Source organism: Lunatimonas sp. (assembly GCF_020832325.1).
GTDB lineage: Bacteria > Bacteroidota > Bacteroidia > Cytophagales > Cyclobacteriaceae > Lunatimonas.
Genome location: NZ_JAFIEU010000044.1, coordinates 76137 through 96740, shown reverse-complemented (window position 1 = coordinate 96740; position 20604 = coordinate 76137). Strand labels below are relative to the sequence as shown.

Sequence of the window (20604 nt, the reverse complement as noted above, 5' to 3'; positions counted from 1 at the left end):
ATAGCTAGGCTCATGATGGAAATAAACTAAGTTGGCCGTTCCCTCTGAATGCTGAAAAATCATAGTCTGGCATGGTTCGGTTGGATAGGTATTTGGTGCTAGCTGCTTGAAACATCTGCCGAATGAGTTCGGCCATCGTGCCCTCCCCTTTCATCCGTCTACCCCAATTGGCATCATTTAGGGAACCCCCGTGTAACGATTGAATCTGATTCAATACTTTGGACGCACGGTCAGGGAAATACCTCTCCAACCAATCCCGAAACAGATCACCCAATTGACCGTTGAGTCGAACCACCGTGTAGCCTGCTTTTAGGGCGCCGGCATCTGCACTTTGTTGTACGATGGAGGTCATGTCTTGCAGGTTTATCCCCGGGATAATCGGGGCCACCATGATACCGCAGGGAATCCCATGTGCTGAAAAATCGGCGAGCAATGTCAATTTCTTTGCTGCTGAGGCTGTTCTGGGCTCCAACATGGATTTAAGTGAAGGATCTAAGTGGTTGATGGAAAAGTACACATGAACAAGGCGATGTTTAGCCAACTCAACGAGTAAATCCATATCACGTTTTATCAATACATTTTTGGTGATAATGCTTACCGGATGCCTGTAGGCAAGACAGGCTTCCAATATTCCCCTCGTAAGTCGATAGGTACGCTCTGCCGGCTGATAACAGTCCGTATTGCCGGAAAGCAGAATGACTTGCGGTTTATAGGATATACATTCAAAGGTTTTCTTTAAGGTTTGGACGATGTCCTTCTTTACCAAGATGGTTGTTTCAAATCCCAAACCACTATCGTAGCCCCAGTATTGATGGCTATTCCTTGCGTAACAATAAATGCAACCGTGCTCACAACCCTGATAAGGATTTACCGAGTAATTTAACAGCAAATCGGGGCTGTCGTTTTTGCTTAAGGGATTCTTCACCTGTACTTCAATAAATTTAGTAGCAGGTTTTTCCGTCAGGATTTCTTCATCCAATCCCTCTATAAATTCCTGAACCAACTCACTTTGTTGGAATTTATTGGGTGGAGAATACCCAGCTCCTCGGCCTTTGGTTAGGTGACGGTTCATTTGGGCCAATTTAATACTTTTGAACCAAACACACAATCAACTCCACGCAATCAGGGCTTGCAAATCATGATCAGCGTAGGAGGGAAATTCTTTAGGGTGAAAGTTGTTTTGATACTTTTAAAATAGGGAGCAAACTGAAACTTTAGTAAATAGGAATAACAAATTTGGATAAATGCCCCGCCATTTTTTAATCCAGAACTTGATTTTTCGTAAATGGCCACCCGGGAATCCTTGGGTATCAGTGAAAATGGCAGCGATGATAAAATCAGGTCTGCTTTTTGCCCTTTTAGATACTCATCAAGGTTTTCTGCCGAATCACAGATCACTTGGATGTTTGGCTGCTTGAACTGCTTTTTCAAATTAACGCAAAAATGTTCGTTGATCTCAAACACAAAAAGTTGCGCCTCGGGATGCATTCTTTCGACAATACCCTGTGTGATACTGCCGTCACCGCCACCTAACTCCACGATGAGGCGCGCATCTTTAAAATCGGCAAATGAAAGCATCTTATTGACCAATGATTTGGAACTAAAAGTCACCGCTCCGGTGGTTTTTATGTTAACAAAAAGCTCTTTAAAGAGAGATCCTCTTCCCATATTCCTTGTGTGATTGTTTTTTGAATAGGGACAAATATAGTTAAAGGAAATCTGACATCTATACTGCAGGGGAATATTACCTATATCAGGAGCGTTTAGCCGACTTACTTACCGTTTAAATACATGCTTTGTAGGAAGCAGGCACCACTCTTCCAAAAGATACCTATTTCTGAATAAAACTATTTTTATATGTAAACCGGCCGGTTAAATTTGAAAGCTCATTGTTGATGTTCCTGTATGTCCTGTAACAAACGTTTCGGCTTAATTTTCATTTTAGGCATTTTTGCTTCTTTTTCTTTTGGATTTGCACAAAGTGACCCTTCCGGAAAAAAGCCTGTCACCCAAACCTACTTGATTCGAAATGCAACGGTCATTTCCGAGCCGGGAGTTGTACAGGAGCGGCAGGATATTCTATTCAAAGACGGGATCATTACATCCCTGGGGAAAAACCTTAGTGCTCCCCCGGAAGCAGCAATAATAGTAGGTGATTCGCTGTTTGTATACCCTGGGTTCATTGATATGGCCAGTAAGGTGGGAGTTTCCAACCCGCCCACGATAGAAAAGCCCAAAGATTTTGATAGCTCCAATCCAGACAACTACTTGGCTGGTATTCATCCTCAGATCAGTGTGCTCGATCATTTGGATACCCAACACCCCCAGCAGGCGGAATGGCGTAAGTTGGGGTTTGCGATGGCACACAAAATCCCGATGGGAATGGGCTTATTACCCGGCAAGACAGCGGTTCTCGGGTACACCCAGCCCCATGAACCGATGGTGTTGATGGACGATGCAGCTGTCTATGCTCGATTTAGTACGGTTGGTGGGATGTATCCGGCAAATAACTTAGGGGTAATGGCCAAGTTTAGGGATCTGTTTGAAAACGCCAAGTTGTTGGATATTCATCAGACCCAATATGCGTCCCAAACGGGCGTACGAATTCCTGAAAAAAACCCTGTGCTGGAGAGTCTGATTCCGGCTACAGATAGAAAAAAAGCACTTTATTTTGAAACAAACACGGAACTAGATATAGGTCGAGCCTTACGTTTGCAGGAAGAATACGGGTTTAAGTTAATTTTGGGTGGGGTAACCGAAGGTGAAGATTACATTTCTACTATACAGGCCCGTCAGATAGCGGCAGTATTAAGCCTGAACCTGCCAGAGGAACCCAAGCAAAAGGCCGACTCCACGCAGAGCGAAGCGACCCAAATCCTTTCTAGTAGGGTTTCCGAAGCATACGAAAGCCGGTTAGCATTAGCCGCTAAATACGAAAAGGCTGGAATTTCTTTTGCTTTCACTACAAAGCAGCTCTCCAAAGAAAAATTATTTACCAACCTTCGCCTACTGATCGAACATGGACTTTCTGAGCAAGCGGCACTCGCCGCACTGACGGTCAATCCGGCTAAAATACTCGGCATAGAACGGACCGCAGGAGATATCCGAGTAGGCAAGCTGGCGAATTTCGTACTATCCACCAATCCGATCTTCGACCGCGAGGCGCAGATCAAATACATGATTGTGAATGGCCACGTATACGAGTTCGATATCCAAAAAAGCGATGCCCTGGAAGCAACGAATGGTGTGGAATATTGGAATTACCATGCCAGTACTCCCGCTGGCGAGTCATCTGGGAATCTCGCGATCTGGCGTGAATCCGGAAAATGGAAAGGTGAAATCACCATCGATGATCCCGAAAAGCCAGGTCAAAAAACCATCCCACTGGAGGATATTAAAAAATCGGCTACCATGTTGAGTTTTGGGTTTAGCTTGGATTCGAGAGATCGGAAAATAAAGCTGTCCGTGCATGGCGATGTGACAGGAGCTAGCTTTAACGGAACATTGGATGTAATGGGTACGGAAAGATTTCCATTCAAAGCCAAAAGGACGGAAAAACCCACTACGTGACGCAGTACCTGCCAAATACGACTCACTATGGGATGACCGAGTTGTACTCGAAATTCCCTCTTAAAAGAAATTCGAAGTAGACCGTCCTCAGTAAATCGGGATAATCTACCTCATCAAAAAGCAATTAGACGCACATGCAACGTGTTAAATTATTGATGACTCTTGCCGCATTGGCCTCCTTTCCCAATTTCCTGCTAGGGCAAGAAACAGCGGCTAACAATTACCTGATCAAAAACGCGACGGTACTGACCATTACCAAGGGTATCATGGAAGATACCGATGTCTGGGTATCCGATGGCAAAATTCGCCAAATCGGAAAAGGCCTTCGCGGATCGAACGCATCCGTTGAAATTGATGCCAGTGGCCTGTTCTTAATGCCGGGAATTATCGATGCCCATTCACACATCGGGTTGGAGGCCGTCAATGAACCTACCAGCCCCATCACTTCAGAGGTAAGTATGCGGGATGTCATCAACCCCTTTGACGTAGGGATCTATCGGGCATTGGCCGGTGGGGTGACCATTTCCCATGCCATGCACGGATCTGCCAACGCCATAGGAGGGCAAAATGTTACTCTCAAACACCGGTACGGTACCAAAGACCCTTATGCCTTGGTAATGGAGGATGCACCCCGAACCATCAAATTTGCACTCGGGGAAAACCCCACAAGGGTACATGGCCGGGGTAAGGGATTGCAGCCCAGAAGCCGAATGGGCGTAGAGGCCGTCATTCGCAACGGATTTGAGGAAGCCATTCAGTACAAAAAGGCCTGGGAAACCTACCGGAATGCCAGTAGCCAGAAAAACAGTACCGAAGCACCTCCAAAATTTAACGCCCGCCTACAGACCATTAGCGATATCTTGGAGGGGAAAATCATCATCCACTGCCACTCCTACCGTGCAGATGAGATTTACATGCTGATCGAGCTTTGTAAGGAATACGGAATTGATAAGATTGTTTTTTCGCATGTCAACGAAGGTTTCAAAGTAGCCCCGGAACTAGCCAAATACACCATGGGTGCTTCGATCTTTTCCGACTGGTGGGCCTATAAATTTGAGGTGTATTACTCTACTGCCTACAATGCTGCCGTATTGGCGAAAAATGGCGTGATAACCTCCATCAATTCCGATTCAGGAGAAGTGATCCGCCACCTATATCACGAGGCGGCCAAAACGCAGCGATATGGAGGACTCAGTGATCAAGAGGCCTTAGCCATGATCACCATCAACCCGGCCAAGCAACTCGGTATAGATGATTTGGTTGGATCTATTGAAGTAGGCAAGCAAGCCGATTTGGTTCTCTTTGACAAGCATCCCCTATCGATTTACGCGATACCGCAAATGACATTCGTAGATGGCATCAAGTATTTTGACCGGAAAGAGGATGACTCGGATCAGCGACTTAAAGTAAGCCCAACCGAAATCGTGGAACCAATTTACCTGTTTTCCCAAGACCATAGTTGCATGCAGGACGTGGAGTTTTATTTCAGCAACTTTGGCCGAAATCTCTTTGAGCACCGACACTAATTCGAAAATGCAGGTTACAAACAGCTCCAAGGACAAGTAATGACCGCTAATAGACACTTAATTACGCACATGATATTTTCCGCAAAATACTTCCTCACCCTAGCAGCCTTCGTAGCGTCCATTTGCTGTCTGTTCGCACAGGAGGAAGGCACCGTGCTGAAAGCAGAAAAGGGAACATTTTTACTGAAGGGTGGTACATTGGTTACTGTAACCCATGGAATCCTTTCGGATACCGACCTGCTCATCGCAGACGGAAAAATCAAGCAAATTGGTAAAATGCTCTCTGGAGACGAAGCGCAAATTATAGATTGCAGGGGTAAATCTGTCTATCCTGGCCTCATAGATTCGGGGACCCGACTTGGCTTGGTTGAGGTGAATTCTTTGGAGGAGACTAGAGATTACCAGGAAATCGGCCACGTCACTCCCAATATGCAGACGCTAGTGGCCATAAATCCCAACGCTGTAGCCATTCCCGTGACACGTGTTAGCGGAGTTACTACCACGCTGTCCTTGCCCTCCGGTGGGCTTTTCCCCGGGACTTCCGCATTGATCCACCTGAACGGATACACCCCGGAGCAAATGTATGCCGGATTCAAAGGAATCGTACTGGCGTTTCCCCACACGGGGAGAACAGGACCCAATGACACCCGCAGCGAAGAAACCGTCGCTAAAGAGGCAAAAGAAGCCATCCAAAAATTGGATGAGGTATGGAAAAATGCAGTGGACTATCACACGTTGCAGGCAGCGGGAGCGTCTTTGGGTTATTACCCTGAAATGGCCCAATTGGCAAAAGTCCTGCGAAAAGAATTACCACTTATCATCGAAGTGAATGCCGCTAGTGATATCTTGAGTGCCCTGGCTTGGGTTAAAGAAAAGGATATACAGATTATTTTTAGTGGGGTTTCGGAAGGTTGGCGGGTAGCCGAACACCTGGCTGATGCGGGAATTCCAGTTATTACCGGACCCGTACTCGCAATTCCTTCACGGCAGTCAGACCGATACGATATCGCCTATGCCAATGCTGGGTTGATGACCAAGGCTGGGGTAAAAGTTGCTCTCCGGACCAATGAAGCGGAGAATGTGAGAAACCTCCCTTTTCATGCGGGCTTTGCCGCAGCCTACGGCATGGGGCAAGAAGAAGCGCTAAAAGCCATCACGATCAATCCCGCCCAGATATTTGGATTGGATAAAGAAATCGGATCATTGGAAGAAGGTAAATTAGCCAACCTATTTGTGTCGGACGGAGACCCCTTTGAGCCGAGGACCCAAATCCACCATGTTTTTATACAGGGATATAAAATTCCGCTCACCAACCGGCAAATTCGACTTTATCAAGAATTCATGGACAGAAGTCCCGGCTTAGCGAAGTGATTGCACACATTAGTATGCAAAGACTGTCTGTTTTTTCCGAATGACCGGTATATTTGCCTAATGCAAACTGGGTTGTCGGCTTTTCGGCCTTTAGAGTCTTAGTTTGTTGCCTTGACCAATGACAACTACCCGTAGAATGAAGAAAGCCACTTACCTCATTTTGTGCGCCATTTCGGTTTTTTGGGCCTCCTGCAGCGAGCCTAGCCACGAAGCGACTATAGTTGAAATCATTTCCTCCATTAAATCGGACTATGCTCCTGACAAACGAGTGGCACTCTGGGAGATCACTTTTGAGGATGGCTTACTCAAAGGAGAAACCAACCTACCTGATGCGCTGATGGAGCTAGTTAGACGGATTGATGAAAGTGGCGTATCTTACCAAAACCAGGTAAATCTACTACCCGATAAGGAACTAGGCGAGCAGACCCAAGCCCTAGTTACCATCTCCGTGGCAAACATTCGCAGCCAACCGAAGCATTCTGCCGAATTGGCCACCCAAGCGCTATTGGGCACTCCTTTAAATGTATTAAAGAAAGAAGACAGCTGGTACCTAGTACAGACCCCAGAAGGGTATATTTCCTGGGTGGATGCAGCGGGAATTGCACTGAAATCCGCGCGGGAAATGGCCCTTTGGTCCGAAGCAGAGAAACTGGTATATACTGAAATGCTGGGTACGGTATTTTCCAAACCGGACAGCTACCAATTGCCCGTTTCAGACCTAACAGCCGGCAATATTCTGAAGAACCTCGGTGACGAAGGTGGTTTTTACTCGGTTGAATTGCCGGATGGCAGAAGGGGATTTGTGCCCAAAGAAGAAACTCTGCTCTATGTATCTTGGCTAGCTTCCAGGGAATTGTCGGACGAAAACCTAATCGGAACGGCAAAGCGCATGATGGGTGTTCCTTATTTATGGGGCGGTACCTCACCCAAAGGATTGGACTGTAGTGGGTTTACCAAGACCATTTTCTTCCTGAACGGCATGATTATTCCCCGCGACGCCTCCCAACAAGTACATGAAGGGCAAGAAGTGGATACGTCCAAGAACTGGGATGACTTAGAGGTCGGCGATTTACTCTTTTTCGGAGTGCCTGCTACAGATAATTCGCCTGAACGGGTAGTGCACGTAGGTATGTGGATTGGAGACCAATCTTTCATCCATTCACGGGGAAGGGTGAGAATCAGTAGTTTTGATCCCAATGATGAAAACTATGACGAATACGAGTTAAACAGGTATCTACGTACGAAGAGAATCCGCAATACTACTGGAAATAACCTTTGGAAAGTAAATAGCCTAATCCAATAGCTGCGAAACAATGTACATTCAAATCATTCCACTAACACGCAATAACAAACTATAATGAAAAAATCCTTTGCCATTTTTCTACTTACCCTTGCTTTCTTTCAGGTAGAAGCACAGGAGCTGCATTACGGTTTTACCAAAGATAACCTGGCAACCCAAAAGCAACTGGAGGCAAAGTTCCTTGAAACGGTTGATTTCTCCCGTTTTAGAGTACATCTCGAGACCATCAGTTCCGAGCCACATGTGGCGGGCAGTGAAGCAAACCACAAAGTCGGAAGGTATCTAGGCGAAACCATGAAAGCTGCCGGATGGAAGGTCGATTTTTATCCCTATGATGTCTATCTGGCGCCAGAACCAGGCGAATCACTCGTAGAAATCATTACGCCAATAAGGAAGCCACTCAATCAGCAGGAATATGTCTTACCGGATGATCCATACTCCAACCATCCCGAACTAAAGAAGGGATGGAATGCCTATTCAGGCAGTGGCGATGTAACGGCTGAGGTAGTGTATGCCAATTACGGTACAAAAGCCGATTTCGAACAATTAAAGACGCTCGGTGTCTCGGTAGAGGGAAAAATTGTCATTGCCAGGTACGGTGGTAACTTCAGAGGCTATAAGGCAAAGTTTGCCGAAGAATACGGGGCCGTGGGCCTGCTTATTTTCACCGATCCAGGTGACAGTGGCTATGCCAAGGGGTTGGTGTATCCGGATGGAATATACTACAACGAAAGTTCGGTACAGCGGGGATCCCTATTGACGGTGCCCTTCACAGGGGATCCCTTGACACCTTTTGAGCCTGCGTTGCCCCTTGACGGAAAGAAACAGGTAACTCGAAAAAAGCCAGAAGACACGGAGCTGCCCAAAATTCCTGTTACTGCCATTCCCTACGGGTCTGCACAGGAAATTATTGGAGCTATGAAAGGCAAGCCGGTGCCTACAGGGTGGCAGGGAGGATTGCCTTTCACCTATCGGGTAGAGGGTGGAGATGCACTTACCGTTCGGTTGAAAGTCGAACAAAAACGGGAATTTGTTCGGATCAATAACGTGGTAGGAATGTTAGAGGGAAGTACGTTTCCCGACGAATGGGTTATCCTTGGGTGTCACTACGACGCATGGTCCTTCGGTGCCACCGATCCCAACAGTGGAACCTCCATGTTATTGGCGCTCAGTGAATCACTTGGAAAAATGGCCAACAGTGGCCAAAGGCCCAAAAGATCTATTCTCATTGCCCATTGGGATGGCGAGGAGCATGGGGTGATCGGTTCTGCTGAGTGGGTAGAGCAACTGAAAGAGGAACTACAGGCCAAAACAGTTGCCTACATGAATTTTGATGCAGGCGTGGCCGGAAGAAATGTCCGAGGATCCTCCTCCCCCAGTCTAAAACATCTCATGGCAGGAGCTACGCACGCGGTTACTCTCCCCGACTCAGATCAAACCATTTTTGATTCTTGGGCAGGAAATAACGCAGAACCGACGATGGGGGCCTTGGGTGGAGGCTCAGATCACATCGCATTTTACATGTTTGCCGGAATCCCTTCGCTAAGTGGCGGTGCAGGTGGCCCCACGCTTTACCACACGAACTACGATAACCTTCACTTTTACGAGAAATTTGCAGACCCCACATTTCAGATGGGTGGAACCGTGGAGCAATGGGTAGGAATCATGGCCCTTCGCGCGGCAAATGCAGATGTAATACCCTACAAACCTAGTCGCTATGCTCAGGACCTAGTCACCCATTTCGAACAAGCAGAGAAACAAATCCATGCATTTTCCGCAAACTTCTCAGGGTTTTCCCGTTCAAAAGCGGCCATCTCAGACTTGGCATCTACGGCTGAAAGGTTTGAGCAGGCACTTGAAAGTGCATTAGATAATAATACACTGTCTAACAAGCAGTTGATACAACTGAACAAGAAATTACTCGAATGGGAAAAAAGCTTTCTGATGAAAGAAGGTATGCCCTTCGGTGGCTGGTATCAATCCTTGTATGGATCGATTGATCCTTTTAGCGGTTATGCTTCCTGGGTACTCCCCGCAATTCAGTATTCCATAGAGTTAAAAGACGTCTCCTCCATGGAAAAGTGGGACCGCACTTACACCGAAGCCATAAAAAAGTTGTCACAGCGCATCGCAAACTCCATGGATCTAATGAAAACAAACTAAAACCGTGGGAAATGTAAAGGTATCGGCCACTGCCACTAGTGAATCCACGGTATATCCCATCCTGTTCACGATCAGCTTTGCACACCTGTTAAATGATTTGGTGCAGTCGGTTATTCCGGCTATTTATCCCCTGCTCAAGGATAACTACGTATTGAGTTTTACCCAGATTGGGTTGATTACTCTCACCTTTCAGGCCACTGCCTCCCTACTCCAGCCTTTTGTCGGATACTTTACCGACAAAAGGCCCCAACCTTTCTCCCTGGCTATCGGCATGGGCTTTTCCTTGCTGGGTTTGCTGCTCTTGGCTTCCGCAGCTTCGTACTGGGTGATTTTGTGCGCGGTTGCTTTGGTAGGCATGGGATCCTCGGTTTTTCATCCCGAATCTTCCCGTGTGGCTTATTTGGCATCGGGCGGCAGACGGGGTTTTGCGCAGTCAGTATTTCAGATTGGCGGCAATGCTGGCTCCGCCATTGGTCCCTTATTGGTGGCCTTGGTAGTTATGCCCTACGGACAGGGAAATGTTCGCTGGTTTGCCCTAGGGGCCATGTTGGCGATTTTGGCATTGTATAAAGTAGGTCATTGGTACCGGGCTAATATAGCCGCGCGAAAGGCCTCGGTGGGAAAATCCTTTACGATTTCCCATCATGGACTGTCCATCGGAAAGGTCAAAACTTCGGTTGCAATCTTGCTGGTACTGATTTTTTCCAAGTACTTTTACATGGCTTGTATGACCAGCTATTTCACCTTTTTTCTCATTGAAAAGTTTCAGGTCAGCGTAGCCACGTCCCAGGTCTACCTGTTCGTATTTCTCGCGGCGATAGCGGCGGGTACCTATTTAGGTGGGCCTATGGGAGACAAATACGGGAGAAAATACATTATTTGGATTTCCATACTTGGATCCGCTCCTTTTACCCTACTCCTACCCCATGTTGGCTTGGCATGGGTGATCATCCTTGCCGTAGTGATTGGGGTGGTATTGGCTTCTGCCTTTTCCGCTATTTTGGTCTATGCCCAGGAGCTCTTGCCCGGCCGCGTAGGCATGATCTCCGGACTGTTCTTTGGCTTTGCCTTCGGGATGGGGGGATTGGGTTCTGCCCTTTTGGGCAAGCTTGCCGATCAGACGGATATCCAATTTGTGTTTTTGGTTTGCTCCTTCTTACCACTGTTGGGCCTGATCACTTGGCTGCTCCCCAATCTGAAGGAGAAGAAGGGACAAGCCTAAATCGTACCTTTTACCCGTGATTATACAGGCCCAAGCATCAATTGGCCTAATATGAGATTATGGCGTATATTTATGGTAGGCAGCAGTAGTCTTTGATTAACCAACCCAAAATCACCATGACGCATCGATTTCACGTAGTCACAGCTACATTTCCGGTAGTCTTTTTTGCTGCCCTCCTTCTTTCCGCCGAGTCCTCTGAGCGGCAAAAAACCCATCCGGTTGAACCATTTTCGAACACCGAAACTGACACTACTGGGCAAATTTCTACGCTTACCTACCAAAATCCTTCATTAATGGTTGACCTAGGTGTGGGTCTATGGGCTTGGCCATTACCCATGGATTGGAACGGCGACGGCTTAATGGACCTCGTCGTTGCCTGTACCGATCGCCCTTCTAACGGCGTTCATGTGTTCCTGCACAGCGGAAAAACAGACCCCGCTACCTTGCTGCCCATCTTTGAACCCAGCTTCCGCATGGGACCCGCAGGAAGGTCACCGCAAATTTCCTACGTGAATAACGAGTGGCGGGTAACCACGTCCGGTGCCTACTACCCCGATTTTAAAAACTCCGGGTTTGAATATCCCCAAGTACTCGGCGATCCCGATCAAATCCATTTAGGGGAGGGCCGTATACGGGCAAATCAATGGAAGTTTGTCGACTTTACGGGAAATGGGGTACTGGACTTGGTTGTTGGTATTGGCTTTTGGGGGGAATACGGCTGGGATGATGCGTGGGATGCAAACGGCAAGTGGAAAAACGGTCCCCTGAGAGGATACACGTACCTATTGGAAAACCGTGGCACCGATGAGCAACCCGACTACGCAAAACCCAGGAAAATTTACACAACTGCCGGTGAGGCCGTTGACGTGTACGGGATGCCTTCTCCAAATTTTGCGGATTTTGACGGAGATGGAGATTTAGACTTACTGTGTGGGGAGTTTCTGGATGGCTTTACCTATTTTGAAAACGTAGGAACCCGTGAAGATCCGAAATATGGACCCGGAAGGAAACTTTCAGTTGCCGGAGTACCGCTTCGAATGGAACTTTGCATGATTACCCCAACGGCCGTGGATTTTACAGGCAATGGCATTGTCGATTTGGTCGTAGGTGACGAAGATGGACGGGTGGCCCTGATTGAAGGAACGGGCGCCGTTGTTGACGGTTTGCCGCAGTTTCTACCCCCTAAGTATTTTAAGCAACAGGCTGATCGGGTAAAGTTTGGAGCACTCGCCGCACCGGTGAGTGTGGATTGGGATGGAGACGGTCTGGAAGATTTGATCGTGGGAAATACAGCGGGATACCTGGGTTTTATCAAAAACCTGGGAGGAAATCCCCCGCACTGGGCACCACCGGTGTACCTGGCAGACCAAAATGGCGTTATTCGCGAACAAGCCGGCCCAAACGGCTCTATTCAGGGACCTGCGGAAGCCAAGTGGGGATATACCAATCCTTCCGTAGGAGATTGGGACGGAGACGGACTGCCGGACATCGTAACCAATGGGATTTGGGGTAAGGTGCTTTTTTACAAAAATATAGGCACTAGGACAAACCCTAGGCTGGCTTCTGCTATCCCATTGGAAGTAGACTACGCGGGTGTCACCCCTACCCCAGCTTGGACATGGTGGAAGCCTAAGGGAAAAGAATTGGTCACCCAATGGCGCACTACACCTCACCTGATAGACTGGAATGAAGATGGCCTGATGGACTTGGTTATGTTGGACCAGGAAGGATTTTTGGCACTATTTGAAAGAACACGAAATGCGGATGGGTCTCTAGGCTTGGCACCGCCACAGCGCGTTTTTTGGGGCGAGGGAGTTTCAGCATACGATGGAAGCGGACGGCCCCAAAACGAAACTTCGGGACTGTTGCGGATGAATCAACGCGATGCAGGAGGAAGTGGTAGACGAACCTTTACTTTTTTTGATTGGGACGGCGATGGCATGTTGGATATTTTGGTCAACAGCGCCACCAATGTGAATGTATTAAAAGGACTTGGAAAGGATTCTGAGGGGATGTGGCGGTTTAAAGACAACGGTCCCGTGCACCATCATCTGTTAGCAGCCCATTCCACTACTCCTACCATTGCCCAATGGGAGGACAAGCGCTATTTGGTCATCGGTGCGGAAGACGGCTATTTCTACTACCTACCTGTCCCCTAGGCAGCTGACAACTACCCTAGTGCACCATATGAAATGTAGCATGCTATAGGAAATCGGGATCTTAGCTTATTGCAGAAGGATCTTGCCATCTTTCATAGTCAACATTCGGTCTGACATCTGAGCCAGGCTTTGGTTGTGCGTCACAATAACGAACGATTGGCCAAACTCATCCCTAAGCCTGAAAAAAAGTTCGTGCAGGGATTGGGAGGAATGCGTATCCAGGTTTCCACTAGGTTCGTCCGCAAAGATGACCGTCGGATTATTTATTAACGCACGGGCCACCGCCACGCGCTGTTGTTCCCCTCCCGATAGTTCAGAAGGCTTATGTTGCAATCTAGGGCCTATGCCGAGCAGATCGGCCAATTCCGCAGCCCGGACTTTTAACGAGTTCTCCTTTCCCCCGGCAATCAATCCCGGGATAATAATATTTTCCTCGGCGGTAAACTCCGGTAGTAGGTTATGAAACTGAAAAATAAAACCGATTTTGGCGTTTCTAAATGCCGCCAATTTGTCTCCCTTGAGGCCGGACAGGTCTATGTTATCTACCAAAAGGGAGCCTTGATCGGCTTCATCCAGAGTGCCCAGGATGTGAAGCAGGGTACTCTTTCCCGCCCCCGATGCCCCCACAATCGACACAATCTCCCCCTTTTTGATTTCCACATCAACGCCTTTCAACACGTGGAGATCTCCATAATACTTGTGTATGTCCTTTGCAACTACTAACATTTGGAATACTTGCTTTTACTTGATGATCAAAATCCGGCCTACGGGGATCCCCCCCAAACTTTAAAAGTAACGGTTTTTCGGCTAAATTCTCAATCCAAGACAGTCATTACAGTATTTTAATTATATCGGCTTGACTGATAAACAGATAAGGAGAGGTCTGAGAATCCAAGACGGTTAATTTAGCTAACAATTCACAAAAACAGGAAAGGAAACCTTGAATTATCGGAGTTTAGCCATTAACTTCGAGCAAAAATTTTACAAGGATGAATATACACGAATATCAGGCGAAGGAAGTTCTCAAATCATACGGCGTAAAAATTCAGGAAGGTATGGTCGCATCAAGCCCAGAGGAAGCGTTGGAAGCAGCCAAAAAGCTACATGCAGAAACCGGTACTTCTTGGTATGTTCTGAAAGCGCAGATTCACGCGGGTGGACGTGGTAAGGGAACAATTAAAGAAACAGGATCGAGGGGTGTGGTTTTGGCCAAGTCGTTGGATCAGGTTCCTGAAATTGCGAAAAACATCCTTGGTGGCACCTTGGTCACCATCCAAACCGGAGAAGAAGGAAAGAAAGTAAAGAAAATCTTGGTCGCTCAAGATGTGTACTATCCGGGTGATTCTGAGCCTAAGGAATATTACCTGTCCATCCTTTTGGACCGTGCCACAGGCAGCAATGTGATCATGGCCTCTGTAGAAGGTGGAATGGATATCGAAGAGGTAGCGGAGCATTCTCCGGAAAAAATAATCAAAGAATGGATCGATCCACAGATCGGCATACAGGGTTACCAAGCCCGTAAAGTAGCCTTTAAATTGGGGCTGGAGGGGAATGCCTTTAAGGAGATGGTTAAATTCATCCTCTCCTTGTATCAGGCTTATGAAAATACCGATGCGTCCCAGGTGGAAATCAATCCAGTCCTCAAAACATCTGATAATCAGATTTTGGCGGTAGATGCAAAAGTGAACTTGGACGACAATGCGTTGTATAGAAACAAGAAACTGGCTGAAATGAGGGACTTGGATGAAGAAGATCCCTTGGAAGTAGAAGCCGGTGAGTCAGGACTGAATTACGTAAAACTAGACGGCAATGTTGGCTGTATGGTAAACGGTGCCGGCTTGGCCATGGCTACCATGGATATGATCAAACTTTCAGGTGGCGAGCCTGCTAACTTCTTGGATGTAGGCGGAGGGGCCAATGCGCAGACAGTGGAGTCGGGATTCCGCATCATATTGAAAGATCCCAAGGTAAAAGCTATTTTGATTAACGTATTTGGAGGTATCGTGCGTTGTGACCGAATTGCAAGTGGCGTGGTAGAAGCTTATAAATCCATCGGAGACATTCGGGTGCCAATCATCGTGAGGCTTCAGGGCACCAATGCTGAAGAGGGAGCAAAAATCATCGATGAATCTGGTCTCAAAGTAACTTCTGCCATCACGCTGAAAGAAGCTGCGGAAAAAGTGCAACAAGTATTGCAAAATGCTTAACTAACATTTTTGAAAGCGCAAAGAAAATCCTATCTTTGCGCTCGAATTGCACCCGTAGTTCAACTGGATAGAATATCGGATTTCGGCTCCGAGGGTTGAGGGTTCGAATCCTTCCGGGTGTACATCTGAAAAAAGGCACGCTTAACGTACGTTGAGGTGCCTTTTTTTTTATGGCTATCGTTTTAGGATTTTGATTCCGATATCTCTTCCATGTCCCTGCACCATCGCCAAGTTAATCCAAAACCAGGCTAGTTGTTCTAAAAGACCAAAGCGGTCGTTACCGCCTATGTCGTAGCACTCCGCAAATCCCGCATCCTTGGCCAATTGGCGAGCCACCAACTTACCTTCCAAACTATCTCCAGCCATAAACATATCCAGCGTTAGTTCTCCGTACAGAGGATTGGCCATGTTGTTGTAGCCTGTAGTGTTAAAACATTTTACCACATCCCTGGTGTTGGTATGGGCCAAGATCGCCTCCGAGACCGTATTAAAACCTTGTGGTCCCCTCCCCAATATGATATTGCCTGCATCCAAGATTACTTTGCCGGTAGTATCTCCCAGCGACTGGGTGATCTCCACCGCATTGGTGGCAGGGGTTGCCATCAGGATCACGTCGCTCTTCGATACCGCATCTGCAATCGGAGATACGGATGTACGGGGATTTGCGAGCAACTCCGTCCCCTTGAAACGCTCCATATCCCGAACTCCCAAGTTAATTTCGTGCCCCTTTTGGGCCCAAGCGGTGGCCAACGCTCCTCCTACGTTGCCCGTACCAATGATGGCGATCTTCATGATGTATCCGATGGTTTATTTGTTACATGATACGGTATGTTTTGTTTGATTACTAGCTTTCCTTAAATCTCCTTGCAAATTCCGCTAGGCCCTCCTGTATTGTTTTTTCCAACTGATCGGGCAATTTCACGATACCTCCCCCTACCGCATACCTTCCGGAGGATGGTTCATTGATCCAACCTAGTACGGCCCATCCGTTATGTAATAAATTCGCTATGTAGCCTAGGTCTTCTTTCACAATCTCTTCCTGAGTTTTTCCACCGAAATCGCTATAAGTTAGCGTCGTAATCGGAGCAATACGTACCTTGTTTCGGATGGGTTCAAATTCCATCGTATCCAAAAACCCTTCCAACTCTCGCATCACTGCTGCTTGGTTAGCTCCCTGTGTGAACGTTTGCCAATCCCCACTGGCATAGGTCTCCCTGATCTTATTCCGTTGCTGAAAGTTCGCTGAATAGGTAATTGCTACTCCCACGTACCCTAGCTCCAGGGTTTCCTTTGCTTTTGCGAGAATTCTTCGTACCTGGTCTCTAGCCGGAATGATGCCGGCGTTGGCTTTAAAAGGTAATTCGAAATCTATAAAACATCCCCGCATAGGTTCTAGTGGTCTTTTCCAAGTTCAACAAAAAGTATCCTACTTGCCTTTCGTCACGTCCATCTGACGAATCGCTTTCTGTATAGTAAGATAATAACAAACATTTAAATAGTTGATGCATGTGCAAAATTTAGTTTATGGATCTGAGACCATTTGACAATGCGCAAAGGATTTTCTAGCAATCAAGAAGTCAACTATCAGCCCTTATTTACCGTATTCGGCCAAAAAAGCAGCATAAACCTAAAAAATTAATCCTAATAAATTAGGTTTTACTAATTATTTAATAGTATATTTATGGTACCGATAGAAAGATTTAGTTTCCAAAAAAGTTGCATACTAAAAACTAAGTGATTAAGTTGTAAGAAAAAAACATGAAAGCATTAACGAAAGCAGAAGAGCAGATCATGCAGATCCTGTGGGATCTCAAGGAAGCATATGTAAAAGATGTATTGGAGCGCATGGACGACCCAAAACCTGCCTACAATACGGTATCTACCTTTATCCGTATACTTGAGACAAAGGGTTTTGTAAAACACCGTCCGATCGGCAAATCACACCAATATTATCCAATCGTGACCAAAGACGAGTACCGCAGCTTCTCGATACGTCGATTGCTATCAGGTTACTTTGGAGGATCCTTTACCAAGATGGCAAGTTTTTTTGCCAAGGAGGAAAATTTGGATGTAAAAGAAATAGAGCGCATTATGGAGGAAGTGAAAAAGGATGTAAAGTAACAGGCTGATGGCTGAGTTTATCAATTACTTCTGGCAAAGCTTTTTTTGTTTATGCTTCTTTTTTGGGGTGTATTGGGTGTTCCTGCGGAATGAAAAAACCTTTCGGTTTAATCGTTTTTACCTATTGATCACTCCTGCACTCGCACTGCTGTTTCCCTTAGTGGAGATTCCCGTAAGTTTTGATAAACCCAGCATTTCCCTGGAAAATACCTTATTGATCAAATCTCTTCGAGACCAGGTAGAAGCGGAAACCATCGGCACATTTGGATTGCCGGAGGTAACAGTTACCGACACCAAACTTCCCATTCTGTGGGAGATACGGGATTACTTGTTGGCAGGCTACCTGACCGTGGTGCTGTTTCTGGCGTTCAAGTTGTTTTGGCAGTACCTTTTGCTGAGACAACTTGAGATGAAAGGGTGGTATCAAACCAAATACAAGCTGAAAGGTGCGTATTTCCTGATTCCCACCTTCGGGCTCGCACCGGTGTTCTCCTACTTTAATAAGCTGTTTTGGGACGATACCCAGCAGCTTACCCCGCAAGAGGAATCACATATCATAGCGCATGAACTGGAGCATATCCATCAAAAGCACTCCTGGGATGTGATGTACTACCAGGTGCTTAGCATCCTGTTTTGGTTTAACCCAGTCATACACCTTATGCGGTTGGCGCTGGTAGACCTACACGAGTATTTAGCAGATGAAAAGGTTTTGGGCAAGGTGGAAGATAAATCCAGCTATCCCAAACTGATCGCCAAAATGGCTTTTAAGGGACTGGATCTTCCTATCGGTAATTACTTTATCCGATCTACTACCTTAAAACGAATTGTCATGATGAAAAAATCCGCTAAAATTAACCGGTTTAAGTTACTGATGGTCATTCCACTGACAGCAATGCTCTTTGGGCTGGTCAGCATGAAAACTGAAAAGGGGCTGGTATTTCTTACCAAGTACCATACCTTGGCACCCAATGCCATCAAGCAACAGGTGTTGGGTTTGAAGGATTCATTGGACATTGGCATAAGCGTACGCACCTTGAAACAGCCGGTACATTATGAGAAGATAGGCATCTTGGAAAATGGCACCTTGAAAGCCCAAATCGGAGAGTTGGAGTATGTTTTCTCCGGCATCTCCTCCGATGACGAATACCTGAAGGTGAGAGAGCTGATCCAAATCTTGCGGGCCAACTCACAGACGCAAAAGTCCTATGAAAATGCCTATCAGCGCACCGCGGTAGAATCCTCACCAAAACCTGAAGCAGGTTGGAGGGAGTTTGAGGATTTCCTTCGATCACAGGTTATTGTCCCTGAGAAAGTTCAGGAGCTGGGTCTCAGTGGTGTGGTGGATCTGGAATTTGTGGTGAATCAAGAAGGAAGAATTGAGTACCCCGTGATCCGAAGGAGTTTTGGTGCAGGGATCGACGAGCAGCTCCTGAGCGCATTGTCCCATCCGGATGCTCCTAAGTGGGAGCCCGGCAAGAATAACCAAAAGGCAGTGGCCGTGGTGATGAACTATCCGATAGGCTTTAATTTTAACAAGGACAATCAACGGATAGCTTCGTTTTTCCCTCTCCCTTCCAGCACGGTACGTCAACCGATCCCTTCTGCTACCAATAATGGAGAAGTCTTTGACGTGGTGGAATCCATGCCCTTTCCTCTAGGAGGTATGGAAGGCTGGAATTCCTACTTAAGCGAAAACCTAGAATACCCAGAACGTGCCAAATTAGGCAATGTGCAGGGTACTGTGTACGTGGTATTTGTCGTAGACCGAGAGGGCAATGTTACCAATCCAGAGATCTTGAGGGGCATCGGTGCCGGCTGTGACGAAGAAGCAATCAGGATAGTCAAAAACTCTCCTAAATGGACACCCGGTATGCAACATGGCCAACAGGTCGATGTCAAGATGCGGTTACCCATCCGTTTTAAACTACCAGAAAACCTAGGTACGAATGCATCCTTTGACGAACTAGTCGCTCTAAATCAAGACAGGCAATTGGAACGAATAGCCCCAACCGATGAATTTAACAAACATCTGCAGAAAAACCTTAAATACCCCAGCGTAGCTAGGCAAACCAACACTACCGGAACGGTACTCACGAAATTGGTATTCGATAAAAGCGGTAAAATCACCGATTATGAAGTGGTAAAAGGGATCTCGGAAGAGTTGAACGAAGAGGCTATTCGGTACCTCAAGAATGCTCCAAACTGGCAGGTCAACGATTCACGTGGCAGCTACCAGGTAATCTATCCCATAAAATTTAAATTGGCAGGCAAAGAATCCCATGATCAACACTACGAAAAGCTTCTGGGTTCCGGCGTGGTGGTCGTTGGTTATGGCACAGTTTCCAGCCTAAAATCGGGAAAAATTGCACAAGGAGAAGTGATGACGATTCGGGTAGTAAATGAAAAAATCGTCAACTTAGGCGGCGAGATCCTAACGATCGATGGGGGGTTATCCAAGTCAATCGCTTCGTTGCTAAAGCAATACGAGCTGGATCCAAAGCAGATTACCGCACGCTTTGAGGCCGAACCTGAGGTGAAAATGGGAACCATTCAGGACGTTCAAGCAGCTTTGAGACAAAACGATATCAACCGAGTTCTCTACACATTTTCGAGTCATCAAGGCAGTGAACCGATCAATGATATTCCCAATGCAAAACCCAATCAACCGCTGTATGTTTTGGATGGAACCGTTATAGGTTCGATCGATGTCTTAGATCCAGTAGACATCGAATCAATCAGTGTCATTCGGGATGCAAAAGCCATCAACCTGTACGGAGATGCGGCTAAAAACGGGGTGGTTATCATTACCACCAAAAAATAGCCTTCATTTCACGGCCACCCTTTACAGATGATTTCAAGGGTGGCCCTATTTTTTTGCCTTGGTTCCGCTTTCTTTTTCCTGACTATCGCTGCGATCAACCCACCTTGACTTGCTCTTTTTTATTTCCGGGAGAAGAGTCGAAAT

Annotated in this window: 15 protein-coding genes and 1 tRNA gene; 11 read left to right on the top strand and 5 right to left on the bottom strand. The window is 46.8% G+C overall.

Annotated features, from left to right (window positions below; all coding sequences use genetic code 11):
- Window positions 1–10 precede the first annotated feature (10 nt).
- The gene (locus JJU34_RS16555; protein ID WP_228693517.1) at window positions 11–1072 is read right to left on the bottom strand and encodes a PA0069 family radical SAM protein; all 1062 of its coding nucleotides are present in this window, start codon (window positions 1070–1072) and stop codon (window positions 11–13) included.
- A 50-nt stretch (window positions 1073–1122) separates the two neighbouring features.
- Window positions 1123–1668 carry a methyltransferase domain-containing protein gene (locus tag JJU34_RS16550; RefSeq protein ID WP_228693516.1) on the bottom strand — a complete coding sequence of 182 codons (546 nt, stop codon included), beginning with the start codon at window positions 1666–1668 and terminating at the stop codon, window positions 1123–1125.
- A gap of 351 nt (window positions 1669–2019) precedes the next feature.
- On the opposite strand from JJU34_RS16550, the gene JJU34_RS16545 reads away from it, so the two are divergent.
- The 7 genes from JJU34_RS16545 to JJU34_RS16515 all read left to right on the top strand — a co-directional run bounded on the left by JJU34_RS16545 (window position 2020) and on the right by JJU34_RS16515 (window position 13311).
- On the top strand, window positions 2020–3570 hold the full coding sequence (locus JJU34_RS16545; RefSeq protein WP_228693515.1) for an amidohydrolase family protein: 1551 nt from the start codon (window positions 2020–2022) through the stop codon (window positions 3568–3570).
- Window positions 3571–3704: 134 nt separating this feature from the next.
- Window positions 3705–5096, top strand: a complete 1392-nt coding sequence (locus JJU34_RS16540) for an amidohydrolase family protein (RefSeq protein ID WP_228693514.1) — start codon at window positions 3705–3707, stop codon at window positions 5094–5096.
- Between the two features lie 69 nt (window positions 5097–5165).
- Complete coding sequence (locus JJU34_RS16535; protein ID WP_228693513.1) at window positions 5166–6467, top strand: amidohydrolase family protein; 1302 nt, start codon at window positions 5166–5168, stop codon at window positions 6465–6467.
- Between the two features lie 136 nt (window positions 6468–6603).
- Window positions 6604–7770 (top strand): NlpC/P60 family protein, encoded by a 1167-nt coding sequence (locus JJU34_RS16530; protein ID WP_228693512.1) that lies wholly within the window; start codon window positions 6604–6606, stop codon window positions 7768–7770.
- A gap of 54 nt (window positions 7771–7824) precedes the next feature.
- Window positions 7825–9930, top strand: coding sequence for a M28 family peptidase (locus JJU34_RS16525; protein WP_228693511.1), 2106 nt, complete (start codon window positions 7825–7827; stop codon window positions 9928–9930).
- A gap of 4 nt (window positions 9931–9934) precedes the next feature.
- Window positions 9935–11152 (top strand): MFS transporter, encoded by a 1218-nt coding sequence (locus tag JJU34_RS16520; RefSeq protein ID WP_228693510.1) that lies wholly within the window; start codon window positions 9935–9937, stop codon window positions 11150–11152.
- Between the two features lie 116 nt (window positions 11153–11268).
- Window positions 11269–13311, top strand: a complete 2043-nt coding sequence (locus JJU34_RS16515) for a VCBS repeat-containing protein (RefSeq protein ID WP_228693509.1) — start codon at window positions 11269–11271, stop codon at window positions 13309–13311.
- A 66-nt stretch (window positions 13312–13377) separates the two neighbouring features.
- Here JJU34_RS16515 and JJU34_RS16510 read toward each other — a convergent pair whose 3' ends face one another.
- A complete protein-coding gene (locus tag JJU34_RS16510; RefSeq protein ID WP_228693508.1) occupies window positions 13378–14037 on the bottom strand; it encodes an ABC transporter ATP-binding protein in 660 nt (219 codons plus the stop codon).
- A gap of 263 nt (window positions 14038–14300) precedes the next feature.
- Here JJU34_RS16510 and sucC point away from each other — a divergent pair, with 263 nt between their 5' ends.
- Together sucC and JJU34_RS16500 are read left to right on the top strand one after the other, a co-directional pair.
- Complete coding sequence (gene sucC, locus JJU34_RS16505) at window positions 14301–15518, top strand: ADP-forming succinate--CoA ligase subunit beta (protein ID WP_228693507.1); 1218 nt, start codon at window positions 14301–14303, stop codon at window positions 15516–15518.
- Between the two features lie 48 nt (window positions 15519–15566).
- Window positions 15567–15640 (top strand) — tRNA-Arg (locus tag JJU34_RS16500).
- A gap of 52 nt (window positions 15641–15692) precedes the next feature.
- Here the strand turns inward: JJU34_RS16500 and JJU34_RS16495 are convergent.
- Window positions 15693–16310, bottom strand: coding sequence for an NAD(P)-binding domain-containing protein (locus tag JJU34_RS16495; RefSeq protein WP_228693506.1), 618 nt, complete (start codon window positions 16308–16310; stop codon window positions 15693–15695).
- Window positions 16311–16362: 52 nt separating this feature from the next.
- Window positions 16363–16905, bottom strand: coding sequence for a hypothetical protein (locus JJU34_RS16490; RefSeq protein WP_228693505.1), 543 nt, complete (start codon window positions 16903–16905; stop codon window positions 16363–16365).
- A gap of 371 nt (window positions 16906–17276) precedes the next feature.
- Between JJU34_RS16490 and JJU34_RS16485 the strand changes: the two genes are divergently transcribed.
- Complete coding sequence (locus JJU34_RS16485; protein WP_228693504.1) at window positions 17277–17639, top strand: BlaI/MecI/CopY family transcriptional regulator; 363 nt, start codon at window positions 17277–17279, stop codon at window positions 17637–17639.
- A gap of 7 nt (window positions 17640–17646) precedes the next feature.
- Window positions 17647–20460 (top strand): TonB family protein, encoded by a 2814-nt coding sequence (locus JJU34_RS16480; RefSeq protein WP_228693503.1) that lies wholly within the window; start codon window positions 17647–17649, stop codon window positions 20458–20460.
- Window positions 20461–20604 lie beyond the last annotated feature (144 nt).